The sequence below is a fragment of the Bradyrhizobium sp. WSM1417 genome, assembly GCF_000515415.1.
Classification (GTDB): Bacteria; Pseudomonadota; Alphaproteobacteria; order Rhizobiales; family Xanthobacteraceae; genus Bradyrhizobium.
The window spans coordinates 6036901-6062891 of sequence record NZ_KI911783.1 but is presented as its reverse complement, the minus strand read 5'-3'; the positions used below and the strand labels follow the sequence as shown (position 1 = coordinate 6062891).

Sequence of the window (25991 nt, the reverse complement as noted above, 5' to 3'; positions counted from 1 at the left end):
GCAAACGCCGCAAAAAGCGAGGAATTTCAAGGTTATCATCGCTGATCCCGCGTGCTCCTGGAGACTTATGGTGAACCGGCGCTTACGGTGCGAGACCAGGTTTCACTTTTTGTTAGCCATGTCCCCTCAGGCTGTGCCCGTCACTCGATCCGAAGCGATCGAACGAAGACGCGTAAACCAGAAGGGTAAGAGTTATGTCCGGTATTGTTCTCTCTGCGTCGGTTCGCCAGAACCTGCTCTCGCTCCAGTCCACCGCCGATCTCCTCGCCACCACTCAGTCGCGTCTGTCGACCGGCAAGAAGGTGAACTCGGCGCTCGACAACCCCACCAACTTCTTCACGGCCCAGTCGCTCGACAACCGCGCCAGCGACATCAACAATCTGCTCGATGGCATTGCCAACGGCGTGCAGGTGCTCCAGGCCGCCAATACCGGCATCACCTCGCTGTCGAAGCTGCTGGACTCCGCCAAGTCGATCGCAAACCAGGCGCTGCAGACCACGGTCGGATACTCCAGCAAGTCGAACGTCTCGACCACAATCGCCGGTGCGACCGCTTCCGACCTGCGCGGCACCACGACCTACACCAGCGCGACCGCGCAATCCAACGTGCTGTTCTCCGGCGCTGCCGGCGGCGTCACCGCGGCGACCGGGACGACCACGCTTGGTGGTACGGCCGCTGCGTATGTCGGAACCGCTGCGGTCAACGACAACAACGGCGGCGGTGCGGCAGCCATCACCGCGAGCACGCTGCTCTACGGTGACGGCCTGGCTGGTGCAACGAGCGGCCTGGGCCTGATTGGCGCCACTCAGTTCACCGACGGCACGACCCTCACGGTCGACGGCCACAGCATCACCTTCAAGGCCGGCGCCGCTCCGGGCGTCACGGGATCGACCAACAGCCTGCCGAGCGGCTACGGCGTGGATGGCGGCGGTACCGGCAGCATCGCGACTGACGGCAATGGCAACTCGGTCATCTACCTCGGCAGCGGTGCGGCGAACTCGACCGCAACGGTCGGCGACGTCCTGAAGGCGATCGACCTTGCGGCGGGCACCCGCGGCGCCACGATCGCGGCCGGTGTGGCCACCATCAACGCCAACAACACCAGCCAGACCCCGGCTGCCATCACCGCCGGCAAGATCACGCTGGATAGTTCGACCGGCGCCGATCTCAGCGTGATCGGCAAGGCTGACCTGTTGAAGGCGCTCGGCCTGACCACCGCGACCGGCTCCGGCAACGCGACCCTGACGGCGGCCCGCACAACCGTCTCGGGCAGCCTTGGTTCGCTGATCACCGACGGATCGACCCTGAACGTCAACGGCAAGACCATCACGTTCAAGAACGGCGGCACGCCGCTTGCGGCAAACGTGCCGACGGGATCCGGCGTCACCGGCAACGTGGTCACCGATGGCAACGGCAACTCGATCGTCTACCTGAACAAGGGCACCGTCGCCGACATTCTGAGCGCGGTCGATCTCGCCACCGGCGTTCAGGCAGCAACCATCGCTTCGGGTGCTGCAACCCTGGCGACAGCCAGCGGCCAGACCGCGTCCTCGCTGGTTGCCGGTTCGCTCCACATCTCGACGGGCGCGAACTCGGATCTGTCGATCACCGGCTCAGGCAATGCCTTGTCCGTGCTCGGCCTCACCGGCTCGACCGGCACCGGCACCGCTTTCTCGGCGACCCGCTCGGCGTCGGCCGGCGGTGTCTCGGGCAAGACCTTGACCTTCGCCTCCTTCAACGGCGGCACGGCGGTCAATGTCACCTTCGGCGACGGCACCGGTGGCACGGTCAAGACGCTCGATCAGCTCAACACGGCGCTTCAGGCCAACAACCTGGCCGCCACGATCGACGCCAACGGGCTGCTCACGGTCTCCGCGATCAACGACTACGCATCCTCGACGATCGGATCGGCTGTCGCTGGCGGCGGAATCGGCGGCACGATCACGACGGCCCTGACCTGGACCAACGCGACCGCGCCGACGGTCGATGCTGTTGCCCAGGCCAGCCGTTCCAACCTGGTCGCCCAGTACAACAACATCCTGTCGCAGATCGACACGACCTCGGTCGACTCGTCCTTCAACGGCGTGAACCTGCTCAACGGCGATCAGCTCAAGCTGGTGTTCGACGAGACTGCGAAGTCGAGCCTGAGCATCACCGGTGTGACCTTCAACTCGAAGGGGCTGGGTCTGGCCTCGCTGGTACGGGGCACCGACTTCATCGACAACGCGGCGACCAACCGGGTGCTCACCAGTCTCAACGCGGCCTCGAGCACGCTGCGCTCGCAAGCCTCGACCCTCGGTTCGAACCTGTCGGTGGTGCAGGTGCGTCAGGACTTCAACAAGAACCTGATCAACGTGCTCCAGACCGGCTCGTCCAACCTGACGCTGGCCGACACCAACGAGGAAGCGGCCAACAGCCAGGCGTTGTCGACACGCCAGTCGATCGCGGTCTCCGCGCTGTCGCTGGCCAACACCTCACAGCAGAGCGTGCTCCAGCTGCTCCGTTAATAAGCAACTGAAATCACAAGATAAATATGGCGGCGGGGCCTCGGCTCCGCCGCTTTTTTGCGTGTGCGGAGACCGTGCAGACGTGCAGCCGGGGCCGGGAGGGGGGCGCTAACTCGGCATTAACCGTATCCCTTAAACCGTCGTTAACCATACTTTAAAGGACAGCCCCTAAAAGTGGACAAAAGCCCGCTTTCCAGATCGGCGAGCCCCGATTCGTACCCGGTTCAAGAGGAAGACCAGCCAATGTCCAACATCGTTCTCTCGGCGTCCGTTCGCCAGAACCTGTTGTCACTGCAGTCGACGGCCGACCTGCTGGCCACGACGCAGCAGCGCCTCTCGACCGGCAAGAAGGTCAACACGGCGCTCGACAATCCCACCAACTTCTTCACCGCGCAAGGGTTGGACAACCGGGCGAGCGACATCAGCAACCTGCTCGACGGCATCAACAACGGTGTGCAGGTGCTGCAGGCCGCCAACACCGGCATCACCTCGCTGCAAAAGCTCATCGACAGCGCCAAATCGATCGCGAACCAGGCGCTTCAGACCACGGTCGGCTATTCGACCAAATCGAACATCACGACCACGATCCCGGGGGCTACGCCAGCCGATCTTCGCGGCACCACGAGCTACACCTACGCAACCGCAACCGGCAATGTCGTCACCAACGGTACTGCCGGCGGTACGACTCCGATCACTGGCACGACCACGCTCGGCGGCATTTCGCAAGCCCTGACCGGCAATGCCGCTCCCGACGGTGCCGGCACGGTAGCAAGCCTGGCCGTGGGCCTGACTCTGCTTGGCGCGCCGAGCGGCACCACCATTGCGGCGAACGGTGCGCCGTCGGACGGCGACGTCGTGATCGTCGACGGCAAGACCATCACGTTCCGGGCCGGCGCTGCGCCCGCGGCGGCCAGCGTTCCCGCCGGTTCCGGCAAGAACAACAACGTCGTTACCGACGGCAATGGCAATTCGACCGTTTACCTCGGGACAAACGCAGCCCCGGCTGCAAACGTCCAGGACGTGATGGACGCGATCGATCTTGCGACCGGCGTGCAAAAGGCGGCCATCGCCGGCGGCACTGCGGTGTTGTCGCTCTCGTCGGGCGCCGTCGCCTCCGTCGCCGGCGGCCAGCTCACCCTCACCACCGGCACGGGCGCCGACCTCAGCATCACCGGCAAGGCCGACTTCCTCAAGGCGCTTGGTCTGACGACCGCGACCGGTTCCGGCAACGTCAATGTGACCAAGGCACGTCTGACGAGCCCCACGACGCTGGGCTCGCTCATCAATGACGGCTCCACGCTGAACGTTGACGGCAAGACGGTGTCGTTCAAGAACGCGGCGGTTCCTGCTACGGCTCCGACGGGGTCCACCAAGATCGGCAACATCGTCACCGACAACAACGGCAACTCCATCGTTTATCTCCAGGGCGCAAGCGTTCAGGACTCGCTGAATGCGATCGACCTGGCTTCGGGTGCCGGCATCGTCAGCGGCAGCGCCGTGGCAGCGGCGAGCGGTTCGTCACTTTCTTCGGTCGTCAACGGAGCTCTCAAGCTCAGCACCGGCACCTCGGCGGATTTGTCGATCACCGGCACGGGCAACGCGCTGTCCGCGTTCGGACTGACCGGTCCGACTGGCACTGGCACGGCCTTCACGGCTGGTCGCGCGCCCGGAGCGGGCAGCATCTCGGGCAAGACCCTGACCTTTACCTCGTTCAACGGCGGCACGCCGGTCAACGTGACCTTCGGTGACGGTACCAACGGCACCGTCAAGACGCTCGATCAACTGAATTCTCAGCTGCAGGCGAACCATCTGACCGCGACGATCGACGCCAACGGCGTGCTCACGATCACCACCGTCAACGAGTATGCTTCCTCGACGCTAGGTTCAGTGACCGCCGGGGGCGCGGTCGCCGGCACGATCACGGGCGTGGTCGCGTTCACGACCGCGCAGCCGCCGATCCAGGATCCGGTCGCGCAGACGGCGCGCTCGAACTTGGTCAACCAGTTCAACAACATCCTGGCGCAGATCGATACGACTTCGCAGGATGCCTCCTTCAACGGCGTCAACCTGCTCAACGGCGATACGCTGAAACTGATCTTCAACGAGACCGGCAGCTCCACGCTCGGCATCAACGGCGTGGTCTTCAACGCGGCGGGCCTCGGTCTCAGCAACCTCGTCAACGGTATCGACTTCATCGACAACGGTGCCACCAACAGGGTGCTGGCGAGCCTCAACGCCGCCTCGAGCACGCTGCGCTCGGAAGGCTCGGCGCTCGGTTCGAATCTCTCGATCGTGCAGGTGCGTCAGGACTTCTCCAAGAACCTGATCAACGTGCTGCAGACCGGCTCGTCCAACCTGACGCTCGCCGACACCAACGAGGAAGCGGCCAACAGCCAGGCGCTGTCGACCCGCCAGTCGATCGCGGTGTCCGCGCTGTCGCTGGCCAACCAGTCGCAACAAAGCGTGCTGCAGCTGCTCCGCTAGTTTCGCGGCGAAAGGTCTCTCATCGATTTCGCGGCGGGGCTAACGCTCCGCCGTTCATTTTACGGAGATCGCTAAGGCGGGATTAGCTGAGATCGACGCACACCGCGCGTGACGTGTTTACAGCGTGCACATGCGCGTCTAGCTTCACGATGACGAAGAACTCCGAGACCCGTAATAATCCGGAGTGCTTCCAAGCACACATGTAAGCAAATCTTAAGCGGTGCTGCCTAGGGTCGGAAAAGAAATCCTTAAGCGCGTTCAACGGGCTAGGTAACCTCCAGGGTGTGATTGATGTCGAATTCCGCTGCCTCGGCCTACGCGCGTGTTGCAACGACCACCGCATCTCCTCGCGACATCGAAGCGCAGACCCTGCTCAAGGCCGCGAACAAGCTTCAGGATGCGATCAACAGCGCCGAGCCGTTCAGCGAGCAGACCACGCAGGCCCTGATGTTCAATCGCAAGCTCTGGACGATCTTTCTGGGCGAGGCCATGCGCGAGAACAATCCGCAGCCGATCGAGGTCCGGCAGAAGATCGCCAACATCAGCGTGTTCGTGCTGAGCCAGACCGCCGCGCTGCAGATGAGCCCGCAGTTCGATCACTTCCGTCCGCTGATCGAGATCAACCGCAATATCGCCGCTGGTCTGTCCGGCCGTCCGTGATCGAGCACGGCTCGTTCCGCGGCGGCAATATCAAGTTCAAGTGACGGATAGCGGCAAGGCGCAGATCAACAACGTCGTCACCGGTCCCGCGACCGGTTCGAGCGATCTCGATGTTGCCGTTGCGACGCTCGACGCCTGATTGTCAGGCGCTGCGGTCCGTGCTGGCCGGACGCGAGGGCTCGGATTTCAAATCCTGCGCATGGAAATAGGCCCGCCGGCGCAGCATTGCTTCGTCGGGGAACTGGTTCACCACCGCGTCGGTCCTGTCGTTGACGACCTGGAAGACGAACGACGCCGCCGCCTGGTCGAACACGACCTGGCGTGAGACGTTCTCGTTGCTTCGCAAATCATTGCGTGCAGGCGCGCTCGCATCGCCAGCAGCCACTGTCTGGCTCACGGGCAGATCGGTTTGCACGGCCTCGTTCGCCGCCGCATTCGACGTCGTTACGATCTGCACGGCAACCGGTATCCCCACCGGCCTGATGCTGAAATCTGTACTCATGGCAGCCTCCTGGTTGCCTCACGTGAGTCAAATCCCAACCCCTCTCAATACGCAACCATGGAACACCGGGATTGAACATCCGGTAAGGAAACGTGCCTAACCGCGCGACGATGTTGTCGCGCGGTTTTTCGTAAAATTGTCGCTTGTTGTTGCGCGCGCTCAGAGCGAGCGGCTGACCGCGAGCGGCGTGATGTGGCGCGGGCCCGGCGTGGCGCGGCGTCCCGCGGCCGTGTAGGTGTTCGGCACGTTGCGCTTCTGGATCTCGGCGTTGACGCCGCGCACGACGCTCTCCGAGACGGCGTGAGCGGTTGCGAGCACGGTGAGATTGACCTGGAGCATCGCGCGGAATGCATCGTGGTGCCGATGCAGCGTCGAGAGCAGCTCGGGCGCGGATTTGGCGAGCTGGGCCTGGTTCGCCTTCAACTGGGTGACGGCTCCGACATAGTTTCGCGACAGCTCCTGCTTCTTGCTCTCGAGGGTCATTGCCTCGCGGACCTGGCCGGCGCGCACGAGCTCGGTCTCGCGCTCGATCAGGCCGAGCAGGGCACTCATCGCATCCATCAGCTGCTCGGCGATCTTGCGCGCCTCGGCGCTGCCGGGTGCGGTGTTCGGGCGCTGCGCTTGCACCGGCTGACGCGAGGCGTTGAAGTGGTTCATCTCGTTTGACCTTATGCCGTGCGGATCGTTTTTGCCTGCTGCATGATCAGGGTGCGATAGACGTCGGTGGCGATGCCGACGCCGCCGGCGTTGGCGAAGTTCTTGGAATATTGCTCGGTCAGCATCGAGCGCCACACGCCGGTGCCAGGGGTGTCGCCGAACGGGCCTTCGCCCTTCAGGCCGGAGGTCATCTGCGAGAACATGCTGTTGAGGAACATCGCCTCGAAGTCGGTGGCGATCTTCTGCGCCTTGGCCTGCTGCTTCGGCGAGACCTTTTGCAGTGCCGCGGCGAGATCGAAGTCCGGCCGGCCATTGCGGCTCTCTACCGAGAAGGCGGAGCTGGCGAGCCGTGCTGTGTTGACCATGCCGGTCTGCATCACATCACCTCGATGTCGGCTTCGATCGCACCGGCGGCCTTGATCGCCTGCAGGATGCTGATGAGATCGCGCGGGCCGATGCCGAGACCATTGAGGCCGTCGACGAGCTGCTGAAGCGAGACGCCGTCCTTGACCACGGCGAACTTCTTGCCGTCCTCGGTGACGCTGACGCTGCTGCGCGGCGCGACCACGGTCCGGCCTCGGGACAGCGGGTTGGGCTGGCTGACCTGCGGGCTCTCGGAGATCGTGACGGTGAGGTTGCCCTGTGCGACCGCAACGGTGGCGACGCGGACGTCGCGGCCCATCACGATGATGCCGCTGCGTTCGTCGATGATGATCTTGGCGGCGAGATCCGGATCGACCTGGAGCTGCTCGATCTCGGTGAGAAAGGCGACGACGTTGCCCTTGAACTCCGGCGGGATCGCAAGCTGCACGGTCGATGGGTCGATCGGCTCGGCGGTCTTGACGCCGAGATAGTCATTGATCGCGGCGGCGATCCGCTTGGCCGTGGTGAAGTCGGCATTGCGCAGCGCAAGGCGGACGTTCGGCAGGCGATTTAGCGCGAACTCGATCTCGCGCTCGATGATGGCACCGTTGACAATGCGTCCGACGGTCGGAACGCCACGCACGATTTTCGCCGCCTCGCCCTCGGCCTGGAAGCCGGAGATCGCGAGCGAGCCCTGTGCGACCGAATAGACGTTGCCGTCCGCGCCGAGGAGGGGGGTGACGAGCAGGGTGCCGCCCTGGAGATTCTTGGCGTCGCCGAGCGCGGAGACGGTGACGTCCATGCGCGTGCCCTGGGTGGCGAAGGCCGGCAGATTGCCGGTCACCATCACGGCGGCGACGTTGCCGGTGCGGATGGTGGCGCCGCGGATGTTGACGCCCATGCGTTCGAGCATCGCTTGCAGCGACTGCTTGGTGAAGGGGATGTTGTTGAGCGTGTCGCCGGTGCCGTTGAGGCCGACGACGAGGCCGTAGCCGATGAGCTGGTTCTGCCGCACGCCTTCGATGTTGGCGAGATCCTTGATGCGCGATGTCGCGCTTGCAGAATTGACCGAGAGCACCAGCGCTGACAGCGCGGCGCAGGCCACCCCCACAAGTCTCACCCAACGAACGCTTGGCATCCTCTGCTCCCCGAGGCTCCTCAAATCAAAGGACCATCACGACACTCCCATGACGAGCTGGTCCGACGCTGTCCTTGCGAGCGCTGTGCCAACTCGGGGCAGCGGGGGTAGGTCGCTGATTAGGTTGAATAAATCTGTTTCGAGCGACCTCAGCCTGTGTTGTCCCTGAGGAGCGAAACTGCCGCCTGTCGGCAGATTTTGCCGGGCTGTTTACGGGCCGTTAACCATAAAACGGCGAATGTGGCGCATCGATCACCCGGATTGCTTCCGATGCGCATCTACGGACCGAACGGCACCACGCTTGGAACGCCGGCCAGCCAGGCCAGGCGGACGAGCTCCGGCGGCTTCGTGCTGCCCGACACCTCGTCGGCGCCGGAGACGCGGGGCGCCGCCGCACCGAAGGCCGCCGCCAACATCGACGGGCTGCTCGCGCTGCAAGGCATCGAGGAGGATCCCGTCGAGCGTCGCAAGCGCTCGGTCGTGCGCGGAAAGACCGCGCTCGACGTGCTTGACGATCTCAAGATGGGGCTTCTCTCCGGCAAGCTCGACGCCTCGACCGTGATGCGGCTGCGTGATGCTGCGGCGAACCTGAAATCGTCCTCCGGCGATCCCGGCCTGGATTCGGTGCTGTCCGAGATCGAGCTGCGCGTCGAGGTCGAACTCGCCAAGGCCGGGCAGGCCTAGCGTCCTACGCCGCTTCATCCTTCAGCTGCGCGTCGTAGCGGCGCTGGGCGGCGAGCACGTCTTTCAGATTCTGTTCGGCCCAATCGCGCAGCGGATCGACGGCTGCGGCGAGCGTCACGCCGAGCTGCGTGATCGAGTATTCCACGGTCACCGGCACGGTTGCGATGGCGTGACGCTTGATCAATCCGTCGCGCTCGAGCGACTTGAGAACCTGGCTCAGCATCTTCTGCGAAATGCCTTCGATCGTGCGGCGCAACTGATTGAAGCGCATCGGCTCCTCGCGCAGCAGCAGCAGGATCAGCACCGCCCATTTGTCGCCGACACGGTCGAGGATCTGTCGCGTGGGGCAGTTCGCTGCATAGACGTCTGGCTTCATCGTCGGGTCCTCGCGATCCATTCCGCTCATGGGCCGGCCGCCGCCGGTTACTTCTGTGTAATCAGGTAAGCACAAAGTGCTCTCTTAACACCAGCGCTCTTTGCGATATCTAGTAACTATTGGTTACTAAACAGCACAGGAGCCTTCCATGCAAATCGCAGTTGCCGGCGCCTCGGGCCGGGCCGGGTCGGAGATCACCAAGGAACTGTCCCGCCGCGGCCATGCGGTCACGGCCATCGCCCGCAACCCCGAGAAGATCGCGGCCTTGCCGAACGTCACCCCCACCAAGGGGGACGTGCTCGACCAGCCAGGCCTTACCAAACTGTGGGCCGGGCACGACGTCGCCGTGAGTTCCGTGCACTTCCTGGCCAGCGACGCGCTCAAGCTGATCGGCGCGGCCAAGGACTCCAAGGTCGGCCGTTACCTCGTCGTCGGCGGAGCCGGCAGCCTGGAGGTCGCTCCGGGCGTCAAGCTGGTGACAACTCCCGGTTTTCCGGCTCAGTACAAGGCTGAAGCGGAGGCGGGTTCGGCCTTTCTCGACCTGCTGCGGCAGGAAAAGGAGCTGAACTGGACCTTCATCTCGCCGTCGGCCCTGTTCGTCGAGGGGGAGCGCACCGGCAAGTTCCGGCTTGGCAACGATCAGCTTCTCGCAGATGCGAACGGGAAGAGCTGGATCAGCTTCGCGGATTACGCCATCGCGCTCGCCGACGAAATCGAGCGGCCGGCCCATGAGAGGCGGCGCTTCACGGTCGGCTACTAGGCCGTCGGCCGCTCCCGGGCCCTCCAGGATAAACCTTCCTGTGCAAGGGCTTGGGGGCGCCGGTCGGGCGATCAGGGAAGCATTGTCTGTCACAGGAGGCCGCTATATAACGCCCCGCTCAGCGGACCCCGTTCCGCGTACGAGTCGTTGCTTAGACAGATAGGCCGCCCTTGGAAAAGTTGAAAAACTACCGACCGACCGAAAAAGAGCCTTTCATGAACGATAGGCAGAAGGAGTACTTCCGCTTGAAGCTCCTCGCCTGGAAGGATGAGATCCTCAAAGAGTCCAAACTCACCCTGCAGGCCCTGCAGGAGGAGAACGTGAACCACCCCGATCTCGCCGATCGGGCATCGTCCGAAACCGATCGCGCTATCGAACTCCGTGCCCGCGACCGCCAGCGCAAGTTGATCGCCAAGATCGACGCCGCGCTCCAGCGTATCGAGGACAACACCTACGGCTATTGCGAGGACACCGGCGAGCCGATCTCGTTGAAGCGGCTCGAGGCCCGGCCCATCGCGACGCTCTCGGTGGAGGCGCAGGAGCGCCACGAGAAACGCGAGAAGGTCTATCGCGACGAATAGAGTCCGAGCCGCAGCGATGCGGTTCTTTGTTTTTTGGACGCAAGGCGCTCCTTTTCGCGCCGTGGCCAGCGTTTTGCCTGTCGCTTGCAACCGCGCGTTCGGCGCGCGAGCGCAATCACGAAAAGTGAATCGCGATCAATGGGCTAGACTCAACTCCTCCGAGCTCACGTGAGTTTGGATGAGAAACAGCCTTCAGTTCAAGTGCGGGAGGTTTTGCGAGTCGCATCAAGGACATCGACTCGAATGCTGAGGCACTGATCCAGCAGCTTCAAGCATCGCCGCAATCAGGCCTGGTGCGACGCTACAAGGCGCGCGTTCCCCATAAAGCCCGGACCAGCTCAATATTTCCTTAAACGCCAGCGCAGCCGATGAGGCTTGCCGTGATGTGGCCGATCAGCGTCCGTAGCTCATTCCAGCTCGGGCTGGCAATGACGTGCGGCCGCGCGGCCCTCGCGCTTGTCACGCCCCGGCGGGGATGCTGAAGTACCGCCCTTGATTGTGGTGTGTAGGAGCGGGCGCCGATGGACACAATTCTCGCAGCCGCAAAGGCGATCGCGCTGGCGCGCCGCAACCATGCGCCGCTCGCGGCGCTCGAAGTTCCTCCGGCTGACGAAGCCGAGGGCTATCAGGTCCAGCGCGCGGTGCACGATCTGCTGCTGCCGCATGCCGGTCCGCTGGTCGGCTACAAGATCGGCTGCACCAGCCAGGTGATGCAGGATTACATCGGCATTCCACATCCATGCGGCGGCGGCGTGTTCCAGAAGGGCGTGCACGACAGCGGCGTGCAGCTCGCGGCTGCCGACTATGTCCGCGTCGGCGTCGAATGCGAGATCGCGGTGCGGCTGAAGCGCAATCTCGCCGCCGGCGAGGCGCCGTTCACGGCCGAATGGGTCGGCGAAGCCGTCGAGGCCTATCATCCCGCGATCGAAATCGTCGACGACCGCTATGTGAAGTGGGAAACAATGGGCGCGCCGACGCTGATCGCCGACGATTTCTTCGCCGCCGGCTGCGTGCTGGGCGAGGTCGTGCCGCGCTCGTCGGTGCCGGACCTGAAGGCGGTCAAAGGCCGCGCCATCGTCAACGGCGAGGAGGTCAGCCACGGCACCGGCGCCGACGTGCTCGGCCATCCCCATAACGCACTCGCCTGGCTCGCCAACCATCTCGCCGCCGAGGGCAAGGGTCTGCACGCAGGACAGCTCGTTCTCACCGGGAGCCTGGTGAAGACGCTGTGGCTGAAGGCCGGCGACAAGGTGCGGATGGAGCTGGACGGGTTGGGGACCGTGGAGGCGGAGTTTACGTGAGGGCGCTGCGTTACTCTCCGCAGTCATTCCCCGCGAAGGCAGGGAATCCAGTACGCCGCGGCTTCTCGGTTCATCACTGACGTCTCGAAATACTGGATCGCCCGCCTTCGCGGGCGATGACAGCTGAGAGGGCGGAGAGGGGGATAGCGGCTTCGCTACAATCGCGCGTGCCTGAGCGCTGCATGCAGCCATCGCCAAAATACATGCGGCCCTCGCCAGGGGAGCTGGCGAGGGCCGCGTCGTACATCGTCGTCCGCGCCTAGGTTCGCGAACACGATGTGGGAGCTCGGGAGAAGGCTAGAAGGGCAGCAGTACGTCCATGACTTGCTGGCCGTAGCGCGGTTGCTGCACGTCCATGATCTGGCCGCGGCCGCCGTAGGCGATTCGGGCCTGCGCGATCTTGGTGGAATCGATGGTGTTGTCGCTCTGGATGTCTTCGGGACGGACGATGCCGGCGACGATGAGCTCGCGGATCTCGTAGTTGACGCGGATCTCCTGCTTGCCTTCGACAACGAGGTTGCCGTTGGGCAGGACCTGGGTGACGACGGCGGCGACGTTGGTCTGCAACGCTTCCTTGCGGTCCACGCTTCCTTTGCCCTCGCTGGACGCGGTCGAGTCGGCGGTGAGGATGCGGCCGGGCAACACCTTCTGCGCTTGGGCGCCCAATGTCTTGGCGCCGATGAAGTCGGTGATCCCGGAATCTTCCTTGTTGGTGCGGCTGCGCTGGGTGTCGTTTTCGATATTGGCCTTGTCGGTGATGTTCACGGCCACCGTCAGGAGATCGCCGACCTGATGGGCGCGTTGGTCCTTGAAGAAGGCGCGGCTGCCGTTCCGCCACAGCGAGTTCGGATTGTAGGAGGCGACTTCCGGCTTCGGCATCGGCATCTGCACCGGCTTGTAACCGGGCTGCGTCGTGGGATTGTCGATCGCCGACAATTTCGGCTGCTCGCCGATCTGCGACAAACGGTCGATCGATGAGCAGCCGCTCGCCAGCGCGCAAGTCGCCAGCAGCAGGGCGGAGATCGCGATGCGACGGAGACGAAAAGCCGAACTGAACGTGGACATGACTTACTCTGACTTGGCTGGAGCTTGCGAAACGCGAACTTGCGGGATCTGGGCTTGTGCGATCTGGGCCGGGGATGCCGGGGTCTGGACCAGGTTCCGGACGAGGGCTGCGGTATCGACGGGGGCGGGCGCCTCGTCGCGCTTGAGCGAGGAGGTCTGCTCGACCGCGGCCGGCATCGGCGCGGCCTGGCTGGCGCCCTGGACCGTCACCTGGCCGCGGCCGGTGACGACGCCGCTCAGCGTGCGCTTGGTCTGCAGGTTGAGCACGCTGATGGTGTCGCCCTCGGCGCCGCTCTCGATCGCCTTGCCGCGCGTGGTGAGATAGATTCCGGGGACCTGATAGATGACGGTGACGTTCTGGTCGCGTTGCACGAAGTCGGGCTTGACGATGTCGGCGACGCGGATCGGCGTCCCCGCCCGCATCGGCCGGCGGAGCTGCATACCGAGCGTGCGATCGCGCGAGGCGGCCTCACCCGTGACCTCGGCCTTCGGCCGGCGTTCCATGGCGACGTCGGAGGCCTTCAGAAGATCGACGCGATCGATGTCGCGCGTCAGCACGGCCACTTCCACCGTTTCGATCGCGGTGCCGGTGAAACGCAGCTTGGTCGGCGCCGGATTGTTGTCGTTGTTGATCTCGAAGGCGATGTCGAAACGGCCGCTGCGGGCGTCGTAGCGGGTTGCGACCGGCTGCAGCACGCCGGTGTTGGAGGCATCCAACCGCATGTCGGCAATGCCGCGGTCGAACGTGACGGTGATGTTGGCGGCATCGCCAAGTCCGAAGCGGCGCTCGAGCGCCGAGGCGACCGCGGTTTCGAGGTCCTTGTTCACGAGCGTGCGGGCGAGGCGGGTGACCTGGACCTCCTTGATGTCGCCGGTCATCACGCCGATCACCTGCTTTGCGCGCAACACCGCCAGCACCTGCGCGACCGGCAGCGCACCGGTGGTGCCGAGATCGGGCGAGCGGTAGAGGGGGATCAGCGCGGCCGAGCCGGCATTGTCGATGAGATCGCCGACCCGCACCACGTCCGAGGTCACGGTGATGCTCGCGCGCAGCGTCGGCGTCGCGATGAAATCGTCGGCGGCCCGTGCGGGCAGTGCCAGCACGAGGAGAGCGGAGATCGTGGCGAGGGTGGTGCGGATCATCGTCATTACCTCAGCGGAACAGCGCCGTGGTCGACTGCATCATCTGGTCGGCGGCGCTGATCACCTTGGCGTTCATTTCGTAGGCGCGCTGGGCGGCGATCAGGTCGCTCATTTCCGAGACAACGTCGACATTGGCCTGCTCGAGGCTGCTCTGGGTGATGTTGCCGAAACCCTCGGAGCTGGCGGTGCCGTCCTGCGGCGGGCCGGAGGAGGGCGTTTCGGTGAACTGATTGTTGCCGACCGGCTGGAGGCCCGCCTTGTTGATGAATCGGGTCAGGCCGATCTGGCCCTGGACGGCCGAGGTCGACGAACCCGGCAGCGTCACCGAGACCTGGCCCTGCACGTTGATGGTGAGGCCCGAGGCGTTGTTCGGGATCGTGATCGTCGGTTGCACCGGGTTGCCCTGCGCCGTGACGATGCGTCCCTGATTGTCCATTTGGAAGGTGCCGTCGCGGGTGTACTGATAGCTGCCGTCGGGCATCAGGATCTTGAAGAAGCCTTCGCCCGTGATGGCCATGTCGAGGTCGTTGCCGGTCTGCGACAGGGTACCCTGGGTCATGCTGCGCGGCGTGCCGACGGTCTTGACGCCGCCGCCGATGTCGACGCCGACCGGCAGGATGGTGCCCTGGTCGGACGACTGGGCGCCGACGCGGCGGACGTGTTCGTAGATCAGGTCCTGGAACGCCGCGGTCTGCTTCTTGAAGCCGGTGGTGCGCAGGTTCGCGATGTTATTGGAGATCACCTGAACGTTGAGTTCCTGTGCCGCCATTCCGGTTGCTGCGGTGTGAAGCGCCTGCATGTCAGTTCTCCCTCAATCAGGCCGGAACGTCGGCGAGCTTCTCGATCGCCGATTTGTGCATGTCACTCTGCTGCTGGAGCAGGGTGGCCATGGCGGTGTAGCTGCGCATGACTTCGACCATGCGGCTCATCTCACCGACCGAGTTCACGTTCGACTTCTCGACATAGCCCTGCTGCACGGTCGACTTGGTGTCGGCCTGCGGGACCGCGGAGCCGATGTTGTAAAGGTTGGCGCCGAGCTTGGTCAGCTTGGCCGGATCGTCGAACGAGGCCATGCGGATCTTGCCGCGGATCGAGTCGTTCTTGGCCGTGCCCTCGAGCACCGTGACGGTGCCGTCCGGCGCGACGTTGATGTCGTGGTCGGTCGGCTGGAAGGTGATCGGGCCGCTGGTGCCCAGCACGAGGTTGCCGTCGGAGGTGACGAGCTGGCCGGTGCTGTTGAGCGAGAATTTGCCGTCGCGGGTGTAGCGCTCGGCGCCATTGGCCTGAACCGCGAAATAGGCGTTGCCGCTGATCGCCATGTCCAGCGGATTCTTGGTCGGCTCCATCGGCCCCTGGCCGACGTCGCGGAAGGTGCCGCGGTCCTGCACATAAGAGACCCGGCGGTCGGAGCCGACGAAATTGTCCTCACGTGCGTTCGAGTTGAGGTACTCCTCGAACAGCGAGTGGTCGGCCTTGAAGCCGTTGGTGTTGGCGTTGGCGACGTTGTTGGCGATGACATCCATCTGCCGTTCCAACGTCATCTGTCGTGACAAGCCGATCAGAAGCGCGTTCTGCATCGGAAATCTCCCCTGAGTGAGATCCGCCAGCTCGCTCTCCCAAGCGCATTGGCCGATCCCGTGAACGAGACCTCGGGTTCTCCCAAACCTTGGGTCTCGATCTTTTCTCAGCGAAACTCGTGCCAAGCTGAAAAATGGTGTGTTTTCAATATTTTGACTGTTTTTCGAGAGGGCGGGGAGGCGGCAGAAAGGATCTGTTAGCCATGTTTGCCCGGCAGATTTTTCCTAGCGAAGGCCCAATGGAAAGGTTCCGTTAACCATTATTACCGTAGCGTTTGGACGTAAGAGGAGCACTGCGCTGGGGCACTTGTATCGCGTCACTGTCTGCCAGGAGCTTCGCTCTTTCGACCCCTTTGAGAGATGAGCGAGCGCGGCGATCATGGCAGAGAATGAAGCGGAAGGCGGCGCAGCCACTGAGGGCGCGGAAGCGGCTCCGCCCAAGAACAAGTTCAAGCTGATGATCATGGCCGTGGGCCTGCTCGCCGTTCTCGGCGGCGGCGCCGCGACCTGGTTCTTCTTTTTCCGTCACGGCGACGACGAGCATCACGCCGAGGCGGCGCCTCCGCCGAAGCCGCCGTCTTTCGTCGAGGTTCCAGACATCATGGTCAACCTCGCCGGCGCGCCGGGCGAGCGCGTGCAATATCTGAAGCTCAAGATCGTGCTGGAGCTGAAGGAAGAGAAGCAGGTCGAGGCGATCAAGCCGACGATGCCGCGCATCACCGACATCTTCCAGACCTATGCACGCGAGCTGCGCTCCTCGGACCTCAACGGTTCCGCCGGCATCTTCCGCCTCAAGGAAGAGCTGACCAAGCGCGTCAACGCGGCGGTCGCTCCGGTCCAGGTCAGCGCGGTGCTGTTCAAGGAAGTCGTGATCCAGTGAGCATGACGGGCTAGGGATCATGGCAGGCACCGACCAACCAGACCAGGATGCAATTGCCGCCCAATGGGAGGCCTCGCTCGATTCCGAGGATCCCGCCGAGGCCGCGAAGGCTGCTGCCGAAAACGAACTATCCGAAACCATGGCCCTGCAATGGGCCGCCATGGTCGAGGATGGCAGCCGCGATCTCGGCGCCGGCAAGAATTCCGGCGAACGCGTGCTGTCGCAGGAGGAGATCGACAACCTCCTCGGCTTCGCGGTCGGCGACGTCACGCTCGACGACCATTCCGGCATTCGCGCCATCATCGATTCGGCGATGGTCTCCTACGAGCGTCTACCGATGCTCGAAATCGTCTTCGACCGCCTGGTGCGGTTGCTGACGACCTCCTTACGCAATTTCACCTCCGACAACGTCGAAGTCTCGCTCGACCGCATCACTTCGGTGCGCTTCGGCGACTACATGAACTCGATCCCGTTGCCCGCCGTCCTCACTGTCTTCAAGGCCGAAGAGTGGGACAATTTCGGCATGGCTGTGGTCGATTCCAGCCTGATCTACTCGATGATCGACGTGCTGCTCGGCGGCCGCCGCGGCTCGAGCCAGCTACGCATCGAGGGCCGGCCCTACACCACCATCGAGACAGAATTGGTCAAGCGGCTCGTCGAAGTCGTCATGACTGATGCCGAACAGGCGTTTCGGCCGCTGTCGCCGGTGACCTTCACCATCGACCGGCTCGAGACCAACCCGCGTTTCGCCGCGATCAGCCGTCCTGCCAACGCCGCGATCCTGGTGCGCCTGCGCATCGACATGGAAGATCGCGGCGGCAACATCGAGCTCCTGCTGCCTTACGCGACCATCGAGCCGATTCGGGGCGTCCTGCTCCAGATGTTCATGGGCGAAAAGTTCGGCCGCGACCAGATCTGGGAAGGCCATTTCGCCACCGAGATCGTCCAGGCCGAGATCTCCGTCGACGCCGTGCTCTACGAAGCCGACATTCCGCTCAAGCAGCTGATGCGGCTGAAGGTCGGCGACACGCTGCCGCTGGACATGCGCGCGGATGCCAGCGTCACCGTCCGCTGCGGCGACGTTACCATCACCGAAGGACGCATGGGCCGGGTCGGCGACCGCGTCGCGATACGGGTGACGAAACCCTTGCGCAAGCCAAGTACGACACTTGCGATGTTCGAAAAGGTCGACGAGCAGAACAAGATGATGGAGGCCCCATGAACCACTCCCTAGGAATGGCGATCGAGACGCTGGTGGCTATTCTGCTGATGCTGACCATCGTCTACTGCGTCACGCTCAACAAGCGACTGACGCGACTGAAGGCGGACGAGCATTCGCTGAAGGCGGTCATCGGCGAGCTGATCACCGCAACCGAGATCGCCGAGCGCGCGATCGGCGGGCTGAAGCTCGCCGTGCGCGACGTCAACGAGAACCTCGGCAGCCAGCTTGCGGCGGCGACCCAGATGTCCGAGCAGCTCTACAAGCAACTCGGCGAAGCCGACAACGTGGTGCGGCGGCTGTCCAAGATCGCGATCGCCGCGCGCCCCGTGACGAACCCGGAAATGGTCGCTGCGCCCGCAGCCAAGCCCTCGTCGGCGAAGGCGGTGGCGGCTGCGGCCGAAGCCTTCTCCGAACGCCGGCGATCCAACGGTCTTGCGGCATAAAGTCAGGGTATGAAGTCTTTTCGCAACATCCGCGTCATTCCGATTGTGCTGGTTGCCGTCGCTGGCCTCGCCGCGCTGAAGGTCACGGGTCTTGTGATCAATGGCGGCTATGTCTTCGACTACAAGCCGAGCCAGGTCAAAAAATCCTGGGCGCAGGAGAATCTGAACTTCCCGGCCGGCCGCGAGGATCCCGACATCACCGGCTCGACCCATGGCGCGCCAAAGGAGGCGCCGAAGCCGGCCGCACCCGATACCAAGTCCGAAGGCGCCGCGGTCAAGGAGGAAGCCCAGCCGCAGATCTCCGCCTCGGAGCGCGCGATCCTGGAACGCCTGCAGTCGCGCCGCCAGGAGATCGAGGCCCGCCAGCGCGAGATCGACATCCGCGAGAGCCTGTTGAAATCCGCCGAGAAGCGCATCGAAAACAAGGTCGAGGAGATGAAGGCGGTGGAAACCCGTATCTCCGCGACGCAGGCCGAGCAGAAGGCCGCCGAAGCCCAGCGCATGAAGGGCCTCGTGACCATGTATGAGGGCATGAAACCCAAGGACGCCGCGCGAGTCTTTGACCGGCTCGAGATGGGCGTGCTGATCGAGATCGCCTCGCAGATCGCGCCGCGAAAAATGTCGGACATCATGGGACTGATGTCGCCGGAGGCCGCCGAGCGGCTGACGGTCGAGATGGCCCGCCGGGCCAATGGCGGCGGCGATCAGTCCGCCTCGGCCGGCGAACTGCCCAAGATCGACGGCAAGCCGACGCAAAAGCCGAATTGAGGGCTCATACTTAAGAAGTCCTTAATTGCCAAAATCTACAGTCTGGGGCAGGGGCCGGTAGCAATGCCGGCGTGGACCGTCGAACCGGAAGAAATGCCGCCAATGGCGCGAGAGGCTGCCGCTGGATTTGTGTCGCGAGCCCGCGCCCTGGCGCGGAGGCTGTCGCGTCATGTCCGCGCGGGGCCGCTGCTGGCAGCCAGCCTGCTGATCGGCGTCACGGCGCCTGTCCGGGCGGCCGATGCTATCCGCGGCGAGGCGACTTTCTCGGCCAGCGGCGGCTTTGCCCGTCTCGTGATCAAGCTCGGGGAGGACGTTCCGTCAGAGGTGACGACGGCCGGCTCGATTCTCGTCATCCGCTTCGACCGGGCGGTCGACGTTCCCGTCGACCGCGTCCCGGAAGGCGCGCCCGATTACGTCAACTCCGCCCGCCGCGATCCCGACGGCGGCGCCATCCGCCTGTCGCTGGCGCGGCGCGTTACCGTCAACACCATGAATGCCGGCGAACGAACCTTCATCGACCTCTTGCCGGAGGGTTGGAAGGGGCCGCCGCCAAGCCTGCCGATGGACGTGGTCAAGGAACTCGCCGAGCGCGCGCGCGTCGCCGAACGCGCGTTACGCGCCCAGCGCGCCGCAGCGGAGAGCAAGAAGCGTCCGCAGATCCGCGTGCGCGCCTCGGTGCAGCCGACCTTCGTCCGCTTCGTGTTCGAGATGCCCGACGGCGTCGGTGTGTCCTCCGTGCTCAACGAGCAGAAGCTCACGCTCGCTTTCAACGCCAACCTCAATTTCGATCTGGCGGACGCGGTCGTCGCAGCGCCGCCGAACGTCGCCTCGATCAAGCAGAAGGCCGACATCGACCAGACCAGTGTCGAGATCGCGCTGATCGGCGATTCCGACGTGCATTCGTTCCGCGACGAGAAGAACTACGTCGTCGACATCTCCTTCCAGCCGGACAAGGGCAAGATGGCCAATTCGGCGGAAGCTGCGATCGCGCAAGCCAAGCCCGCCGCCCATGGACCGGCGCCTGCGCCTGAAAAGCCGGCCGCCGAGAAGCCGAAGGACGCGCATCGCGAGATCGCGCCGCCGACGTCCGAGACGATCGCGCGCGAAGCCAGGATCGACGTCAAGCCCGAGGTGAAGCCGGAACCGCCCGCCGCCATGCCGCCCGCTGAAGCGCCGAAATCGGTGCCGGCTCCTGCGTCCGAAGCCGCGCCCGCCGCGCAAGCGCCCAAGGAAGTTTCGAAGACGGTCGCGCCAGTTGCAGAAACTGCGGTCGCGCCCGCCAAGCCGGTCATGGCCGACGCGCCTCAAGCGGTCGTGAAGGAAGCTGCCAAGGAACCCGTCAAGGAGCCGGCCACGGAGGCCGTCAAGGCTGCTCCAGCAGAGGCGCCCGCAGCTCCGCAGCCGAGTGGTGCCAGCGTCGATGTCCGCCGCGACAGCGACGGCCTGCGCGTGACCTTCCCGCTACAGGTCGCAACGCCTGCGGCCGCGTTCCGCCGTGGCGACACCGTCTGGCTGGTGTTCGATACGGCGAAGCCGATCGACATCGAGGCGATCCGCACCAAGGGCGGTGCGATGATTGGCGAGGTCGGCCGCGTCCCGCTCGAGAAGGGACAGGCGGTGCGCATCCGTCTCACCCGGCCGCTGGTCTATTCGTTGACGAGCGAGGAGGTCGGCAAACAGACCAACTGGCTCTTGACCCTCGCCGACAAGATCCAGGCGACGCCGCTGCCGCTGATGATCTCGCGCAACATCACCGACCCAGCGCTTGCCAACATCGCGATCCCCTTCGCCAATCCGGGGCTCCTGCACAAGCTCACCGATCCCGACGCCGGCGACACGCTCTATATCATCACCGCGCAGCGGCCGGTGCGCGGCTTCATCAAGCGGCAGGATCTCGTTGATCTCGCGCTGCTGGAATCCGCGCATGGCATCGCGATCCGGCCGAATTCCGACGAGGTCGGCGTCGAGGTCGGGGCCGACAAGGTCATCCTCGGCAAAAAGGGCGGGCTGACGCTGTCACCGGTCGACATCTCCGCCGAGCGCGCGCCGACCGCAGTGCGGCCGGTCTTCAGCCCCGAAGGCTGGCGCAAGGGCCAGTCGGAAAATTTCATAGCGCGCCAGAACGAGCTGATTACTGCGATCTCCAACGTCGAGCCGGCGATGCGTTCGCTGCCGCGGCTCGACCTCGCGCAATTCTACATGTCGCGCGCGATGTATCACGAGGCCAAGGCCGTCACCGAATTGATGCTGGCCGATCCCCTCAACAAGGAGGAGAGCGGTGCGCTGATCATGCATGCGATCGCGAGCATCCTGATCGGCCGGCCGGCGCAGGGCCTGAAGGACCTCGCCAACCCCGTGATCGGCAACAGCCACGATTCCCAGCTTTGGAAGGCGCTCGCCTATGCGCGCCAGGGCAAATGGGCGGACGCGCGCGAGAAGTTCAAGAACGTCGAATTCGCCATCGCCTCGCTGCCGCTCGACATCCAGCGCATCGTGACGATGGAGGCGATGCGCGCTTCGCTCGAGGTGAAGGACTATGCCGGCGCCTCCAAGCGCCGCAGCGAGCTCGAGGTGGTCGGCGTCTCGCCCGAGGCTGCGCCCGGCTTCGCCGTGCTGCGCGGCCGGCTCGCCGAGGCGCTCGGCCACGACAAGGACGCGCTCGACGACTACAAGTTCGCGGTCGGCTCGTCCGACCGGCCGGCTGCGGCCGAGGCCAAGCAGCTCGAAGTCGCGCTGCGGCAGAAGCGCGACGAGATCAGCAAGGAAGACGCGTTGCGCGAGCTCGAAACGCTCGCGATGACCTGGCGCGGCGACTCGATCGAGGTCAAGACGCTGCAGATGCTGTCGCAGATGTTTGCCGAGAACGGGCGCTACCGGGACGCGCTCACCGCGGCGCGTACCGCGACAAAGCTGCAGCCGAACGCGGAAGCCTCGCGCCAAGCGCAGGACCTCGCCTCCGACCTGTTCACGCAGATCTTCCTGGGGCCCAAGGGCGACGAGCTGCCGCCGATCGAAGCGCTCGGGATGTTCTACGAGTTCCGCGAGTTGACGCCGATCGGCCGCCGCGGCGACGAACTGATCCGGCGCCTCTCCGACCGTCTCGCCTCGATCGATCTGCTCGACCAGGCCGCCGAGCTCCTGCAATACCAGGTGGACCACCGCCTCGAAGGCGCGGCGCGTGCACAGGTCGCCGCACGCCTGTCCATGATCTATCTCGCCAACCGCAGACCCGACATGGCGATCACGGCGTTGCGCGCGAGCCGTATCAGCGACCTCTCCGGCGAGCTCAGGCAGCAGCGCCTGCTGCTGGAGGCGCGTGCCCAGAGCGACGTCGGCCGCCACGATCTCGCGCTCGACATCGTCTCCAACGTTACAGGGCGCGAAGTGCTGCGGCTACGCTCCGACATCTTCTGGGCGGCGCGGCGCTGGCGTGAATCCGCCGAGCAGATCGAGCTTTATTACGGCGAGCGCTTCCGCGACTTCAAGCCGCTCAACGCGGTGGAGAAAAGCGATATCATCCGCGCGGCCGTCGGGTATGCGCTCGCCGACGACTCGATCGGCATGTCGCGCTTCCGCGAGAAATATGCGCCGCTGATGAGCGAGAGCGCCGATCGGCTCGCCTTCGACATCGCGAGCAAGCCGACCGGCGCCTCCAGCGCCGAATTCGCCGATATCGCCAAGCTGGCTGCCAGCGTCGACACGCTCGACGGCTTCCTGCGCGAGATGAAGCAGCGCTTCCCCGACGCCACCGCCCGCGCGCCGGCCTCTCCGCAGGCCAAGGACGAGTCCGACCACACCGGCTCGCTGCCCACGATCCCCGTCGTGCGGCAGATCAAGATGACGCGGTAGGAACCCGCTAGCTCTCGCCTCTCGAGAGGTGCCGAAGGTGACAACCTGATGCATCTTCATGCCGGGTGAGCGTCGCGTGCATGGTCGCCGCTACCCCCCGTAACTCTGCACCAGGCTGCCTGCCACCAGCGACCAGCCGTCGACCAGCACGAAGAAGATCAGCTTGAACGGCAGCGAGATCGTTGCGGGCGGCAGCATCATCATGCCCATCGACATCAGCACGGAGGCGACGACGAGGTCGATGATCAGGAAGGGAAGGAACAGCAGAAAGCCGATCTCGAAGGCGCGCTTCAGCTCCGAGATCATGAAGGCAGGGACGAGAATGCGTAAGCCGAGCTCGTCGGGAGTGGCGGGCGGCGGCTCGCCGGAGAGATCCAGGAACAGCTTGAGGTCCTTCTCGCGCACGTTCTTCTGCATGAAGCCGCGCAGGGGGACGGAGGCGCGTTGAAGCGCGTCCTCGACGCCGAGCTGATTGGCGACCAGCGGACGGATGCCTTCGTCGTAGGATTTTTGCAGGACGGGTCCCATCACGAAGAAGGTGAGGAACATCGCCAACGCGATGATCACCGAGTTCGGCGGGGCGGTCGCGGTGCCCATCGCGGTGCGCAGCAGCGAGAGCACGACCACGATGCGCGTGAACGAGGTCATCATGATCAGGATCGACGGGGCGATCGACAGCACCGTCAGCAGCGCGATCAGCTGGATCGCGCGCTCGGTGACGCCGCCACCGCCAGCGCCTCCGCCGCCGAGATTGATGCTGATGTCCTGCGCATGCGCCGGCATCGCGAGCGAAGCCGCGCCCATCAGGACAGAAAGAAGAAAAACTCTACGCGGGAGGGCCGGCAGCCTCACGAAGACGGCTTCGGACGGCCGAGCAACGAGGCCATCTCGTCTTCAAGATTTTCAAAGCTGGTCTTTTCCGGAGCCGGCTTTGCGGGAGCGGCCGGTGGTGCCGGCGGCTCGCTGCGGGCCACACGCGGAGGAGCGGCCGGGGGCTCCGGCGCGACCGGAGGAGCAAGCGTCTCGCCGGCGGGGCGACGGAGTGCTGCTTCGAGCCGCTGCGCCATCTCGGCGAGATTCTGCTCGGCGCTCGATGGCGCCGCGGGAGCGGGCGCCGGCGGCGGAACGGGCGGAGCCTGCGGCACAGGCGGAGGAGGCGCGGCGACGCGCTCGGCGCGCACTGGAGGCGCCTTCACCGGCTCGCTCTGGCGCGGCGGACGCGGCATCAGAGGAGGTTCGTTGCGCGCAACGCGCGGCGGAACAGGTTCGGGACGCAGCTCGCGCTCGGGGCGCGGCGCGATCGGCTCGGAGGTGAAGCCGCCCAATGGCGGCTCGTTGCGGCGTTCGGCCATCGCGGGAGCCGGTCGGCGCACTTCGTCGGCGAAGGAGGGTCGCGTGGGCCGTGGTGGCGGCTCGGGCATGTGCGGCTCGGGATGATCGAGCAGCTCGGGCCGCGGTGCTTCGTCGGCCCAGCTGCTGGTATCATGCATCGGCGCAAGACGCGGCGGCTCGGCCGCGTTGGGACGCTGCGGGAGCTGGTCGCGGCCGGGCGCTGCGCGCACGATGTTGGGTTCGACGACGATGTCGGTGGGGCCGCCGATCATCAGCAGATGCTCGACATTGTCGCGCCGGACCAGCACCAGGCGGCGGCGGCCGTCGACCGCGGCGGCATCGATCACGGCGAGTCGGGGCATCCGGCCGCGCTGGGTGTTGGCGCCGAGCCGGCTGGTGGCGAATCGGCGAACCAGCCATGCAGCGACGCCGATCAACGCCAGAACGACGATGAACGCGACGATGAAGGTGATAGGGCTGCCTTGCATACTTGTCCCCGACAAATGGCGCTTGTCTCGGGCCCGTGGTCAGATGCGCCAACCACCGGCTTACGTTGCCCCAAACTGCGATTTCTTAACGTCCCACGGCAAGTTTTGCCGTCCCCAACTCTTAATAACCCATGAATCGCTCGATCCAAAACGACTTCTTGGCCTGTGCACGCGCCGCCAAGCGGTTGGGTTAATGCCGCTTTTGGAGGCGTAGAATCACGGGGCACGCGCATTGGTGTCCTGGCGGGGGACAACTGCCTGCGACCTCCTTAACCAGCTGTTAACCATACAGGCGGCAAATTCTGCCTAGCTTCGGACCATGGGTCCTGCGAGGCGGAAGGAGCCGCAACGATGTCCATCAACGATCTTCCGGTGCTATCGGCGCTTCGCACCAAGATGCAATGGCACCAGGAGCGCCAGCGCGTCCTGTCCGAGAACGTCTCCAATTCCGATACGCCCAAATTCCGGCCGCGCGACCTGGTCGAGCCGAAACTGGACAAGGCTGGCGCCGTCACGGGTTCGATGGGCCCCTTGGCGCTTACCCGCACCAGCGGTTCCCACATGGCGCCGTCAGGCGCGGCCTCCGGATTCGACCAGAACAAGAATGCGGGTTTTGAGACCCGCCCCGCGGGCAACGCCGTCAATCTCGAAGAGGAGATGATGAAGGCCGCCAGCAACCAGATGGATTATGCGGCGGCGACCTCGCTCTATTCGAAGAGCCTACACCTGCTCAAGACTGCGATCGGCAAAGGCTAGAGCTAGAGGAAGCGGATCATGGCGAATGACAGCAGCGACTTTGCCCGTTCGATGGCTATCGCGACCTCCGGTCTGCGGGCGCAGGCCGGGCGCATGCGGGTGATCTCCGAGAACATCGCGAACGCGGATTCGACGTCGCCGACCGCCGGCGGCGATCCTTACCGGCGCAAGGTGCCGACCTTCTCCTCCGCGCTCGACCGTACACTCGACGCGCAGGTCGTCACCCTCGGCAGGATCAAGCCCGACCAGTCCAATTTCCGCACCAAATACGAGCCGAACAATCCGGCGGCGGATGCGACCGGCAACGTCAAATATCCCAACGTGAACTCGGTGGTCGAGATGACCGACATGCGCGACGCGCAGCGGTCGTACGAGGCCAATCTCAACATCATCAGCGCGACGCGCCGGATGATCCAGCGCACCCTCGACATCCTCAAGAGCTGAACAGGACATTT

General features: G+C 64.7%; 25 protein-coding genes. 14 read left to right on the top strand and 11 right to left on the bottom strand.

The window, feature by feature from the left end; genetic code table 11:
- Positions 1-194 precede the first annotated feature (194 nt).
- The 3 genes from BRA1417_RS0129910 (at position 195) to flaF (ending at position 5651) form a co-directional block, all read left to right on the top strand.
- Positions 195-2507, top strand: coding sequence for a DUF1522 domain-containing protein (locus tag BRA1417_RS0129910; protein ID WP_027518932.1), 2313 nt, complete (start codon positions 195-197; stop codon positions 2505-2507).
- Between the two features lie 243 nt (positions 2508-2750).
- A complete protein-coding gene (locus BRA1417_RS0129905) occupies positions 2751-4991 on the top strand; it encodes a DUF1522 domain-containing protein (protein ID WP_027518931.1) in 2241 nt (746 codons plus the stop codon).
- Between the two features lie 291 nt (positions 4992-5282).
- A complete protein-coding gene (flaF, locus tag BRA1417_RS0129900; RefSeq protein ID WP_007602113.1) occupies positions 5283-5651 on the top strand; it encodes a flagellar biosynthesis regulator FlaF in 369 nt (122 codons plus the stop codon).
- 142 nt (positions 5652-5793) lie between these two features.
- On the opposite strand, the gene BRA1417_RS0129890 is transcribed toward flaF, so the two are convergent.
- The 4 genes from BRA1417_RS0129890 to BRA1417_RS0129875 form a co-directional block, all read right to left on the bottom strand.
- Positions 5794-6153 (bottom strand): hypothetical protein, encoded by a 360-nt coding sequence (locus tag BRA1417_RS0129890; protein ID WP_027518930.1) that lies wholly within the window; start codon positions 6151-6153, stop codon positions 5794-5796.
- 159 nt (positions 6154-6312) lie between these two features.
- Entirely contained in the window at positions 6313-6810 is a 498-nt protein-coding gene (locus tag BRA1417_RS0129885; protein WP_027518929.1) for a hypothetical protein, read from the bottom strand.
- Positions 6811-6821: 11 nt separating this feature from the next.
- The gene (gene flgJ / locus BRA1417_RS0129880; protein ID WP_007612314.1) at positions 6822-7187 is read right to left on the bottom strand and encodes a flagellar assembly peptidoglycan hydrolase FlgJ; all 366 of its coding nucleotides are present in this window, start codon (positions 7185-7187) and stop codon (positions 6822-6824) included.
- Entirely contained in the window at positions 7187-8311 is a 1125-nt protein-coding gene (locus tag BRA1417_RS0129875; protein ID WP_007602120.1) for a flagellar basal body P-ring protein FlgI, read from the bottom strand. Before BRA1417_RS0129875 ends, flgJ begins: the two co-directional genes overlap by 1 nt.
- 270 nt (positions 8312-8581) lie before the next feature.
- Here BRA1417_RS0129875 and BRA1417_RS0129870 point away from each other — a divergent pair, with 270 nt between their 5' ends.
- A complete protein-coding gene (locus BRA1417_RS0129870) occupies positions 8582-8995 on the top strand; it encodes a flagellar assembly protein FliX (protein WP_027518928.1) in 414 nt (137 codons plus the stop codon).
- Positions 8996-8999: 4 nt separating this feature from the next.
- Here BRA1417_RS0129870 and BRA1417_RS0129865 read toward each other — a convergent pair whose 3' ends face one another.
- Positions 9000-9371: a helix-turn-helix domain-containing protein gene (locus tag BRA1417_RS0129865; protein ID WP_027518927.1), complete on the bottom strand. Its 372-nt coding sequence runs from the start codon at positions 9369-9371 to the stop codon at positions 9000-9002.
- Positions 9372-9519: 148 nt separating this feature from the next.
- Here BRA1417_RS0129865 and BRA1417_RS0129860 point away from each other — a divergent pair, with 148 nt between their 5' ends.
- The 3 genes from BRA1417_RS0129860 (at position 9520) to BRA1417_RS0129850 (ending at position 12013) form a co-directional block, all read left to right on the top strand.
- Positions 9520-10131, top strand: a complete 612-nt coding sequence (locus tag BRA1417_RS0129860; protein ID WP_027518926.1) for an NAD(P)-dependent oxidoreductase — start codon at positions 9520-9522, stop codon at positions 10129-10131.
- A 215-nt stretch (positions 10132-10346) separates the two neighbouring features.
- Complete coding sequence (gene dksA, locus BRA1417_RS0129855) at positions 10347-10712, top strand: RNA polymerase-binding protein DksA (protein ID WP_008554760.1); 366 nt, start codon at positions 10347-10349, stop codon at positions 10710-10712.
- Positions 10713-11233: 521 nt separating this feature from the next.
- On the top strand, positions 11234-12013 hold the full coding sequence (locus BRA1417_RS0129850) for a 2-keto-4-pentenoate hydratase (RefSeq protein WP_027518925.1): 780 nt from the start codon (positions 11234-11236) through the stop codon (positions 12011-12013).
- Positions 12014-12310: 297 nt separating this feature from the next.
- Here BRA1417_RS0129850 and flgH read toward each other — a convergent pair whose 3' ends face one another.
- Genes flgH through flgF form a run of 4 tightly spaced genes read right to left on the bottom strand, consistent with a single transcriptional unit; the run spans position 12311 to position 15798 of the window.
- Positions 12311-13078, bottom strand: coding sequence for a flagellar basal body L-ring protein FlgH (flgH, locus tag BRA1417_RS0129845; RefSeq protein ID WP_027518924.1), 768 nt, complete (start codon positions 13076-13078; stop codon positions 12311-12313).
- A 3-nt stretch (positions 13079-13081) separates the two neighbouring features.
- The gene (flgA, locus tag BRA1417_RS0129840; RefSeq protein ID WP_027518923.1) at positions 13082-14221 is read right to left on the bottom strand and encodes a flagellar basal body P-ring formation chaperone FlgA; all 1140 of its coding nucleotides are present in this window, start codon (positions 14219-14221) and stop codon (positions 13082-13084) included.
- A gap of 10 nt (positions 14222-14231) precedes the next feature.
- Positions 14232-15020 (bottom strand): flagellar basal-body rod protein FlgG, encoded by a 789-nt coding sequence (gene flgG, locus BRA1417_RS0129835; protein WP_007602131.1) that lies wholly within the window; start codon positions 15018-15020, stop codon positions 14232-14234.
- 16 nt (positions 15021-15036) lie between these two features.
- Entirely contained in the window at positions 15037-15798 is a 762-nt protein-coding gene (flgF, locus tag BRA1417_RS0129830; protein ID WP_027518922.1) for a flagellar basal-body rod protein FlgF, read from the bottom strand.
- Between the two features lie 379 nt (positions 15799-16177).
- On the opposite strand from flgF, the gene fliL reads away from it, so the two are divergent.
- The 5 genes from fliL to BRA1417_RS0129805 all read left to right on the top strand — a co-directional run bounded on the left by fliL (position 16178) and on the right by BRA1417_RS0129805 (position 22960).
- Complete coding sequence (gene fliL / locus BRA1417_RS0129825) at positions 16178-16678, top strand: flagellar basal body-associated protein FliL (protein ID WP_027518921.1); 501 nt, start codon at positions 16178-16180, stop codon at positions 16676-16678.
- A 19-nt stretch (positions 16679-16697) separates the two neighbouring features.
- Complete coding sequence (gene fliM, locus BRA1417_RS0129820) at positions 16698-17900, top strand: flagellar motor switch protein FliM (protein ID WP_027518920.1); 1203 nt, start codon at positions 16698-16700, stop codon at positions 17898-17900.
- Positions 17897-18343 carry a DUF6468 domain-containing protein gene (locus BRA1417_RS0129815; protein ID WP_027518919.1) on the top strand — a complete coding sequence of 149 codons (447 nt, stop codon included), beginning with the start codon at positions 17897-17899 and terminating at the stop codon, positions 18341-18343. Before fliM ends, BRA1417_RS0129815 begins: the two co-directional genes overlap by 4 nt.
- Positions 18344-18352: 9 nt before the next feature.
- Entirely contained in the window at positions 18353-19111 is a 759-nt protein-coding gene (locus BRA1417_RS0129810; RefSeq protein ID WP_027518918.1) for a MotE family protein, read from the top strand.
- A 63-nt stretch (positions 19112-19174) separates the two neighbouring features.
- Positions 19175-22960 carry a hypothetical protein gene (locus tag BRA1417_RS0129805; protein WP_027518917.1) on the top strand — a complete coding sequence of 1262 codons (3786 nt, stop codon included), beginning with the start codon at positions 19175-19177 and terminating at the stop codon, positions 22958-22960.
- A 90-nt stretch (positions 22961-23050) separates the two neighbouring features.
- Here BRA1417_RS0129805 and fliP read toward each other — a convergent pair whose 3' ends face one another.
- On the bottom strand, positions 23051-23812 hold the full coding sequence (gene fliP / locus BRA1417_RS0129800; RefSeq protein ID WP_027518916.1) for a flagellar type III secretion system pore protein FliP: 762 nt from the start codon (positions 23810-23812) through the stop codon (positions 23051-23053).
- Positions 23809-24780 (bottom strand): flagellar biosynthetic protein FliO, encoded by a 972-nt coding sequence (locus BRA1417_RS0129795; protein WP_027518915.1) that lies wholly within the window; start codon positions 24778-24780, stop codon positions 23809-23811. Before BRA1417_RS0129795 ends, fliP begins: the two co-directional genes overlap by 4 nt.
- Before the next feature lie 351 nt (positions 24781-25131).
- Here BRA1417_RS0129795 and flgB point away from each other — a divergent pair, with 351 nt between their 5' ends.
- Both flgB and flgC read left to right on the top strand, forming a co-directional pair.
- Positions 25132-25536, top strand: coding sequence for a flagellar basal body rod protein FlgB (gene flgB, locus BRA1417_RS0129790; protein WP_027518914.1), 405 nt, complete (start codon positions 25132-25134; stop codon positions 25534-25536).
- An 18-nt stretch (positions 25537-25554) separates the two neighbouring features.
- Positions 25555-25980: a flagellar basal body rod protein FlgC gene (gene flgC / locus BRA1417_RS0129785; RefSeq protein WP_027518913.1), complete on the top strand. Its 426-nt coding sequence runs from the start codon at positions 25555-25557 to the stop codon at positions 25978-25980.
- Positions 25981-25991 lie beyond the last annotated feature (11 nt).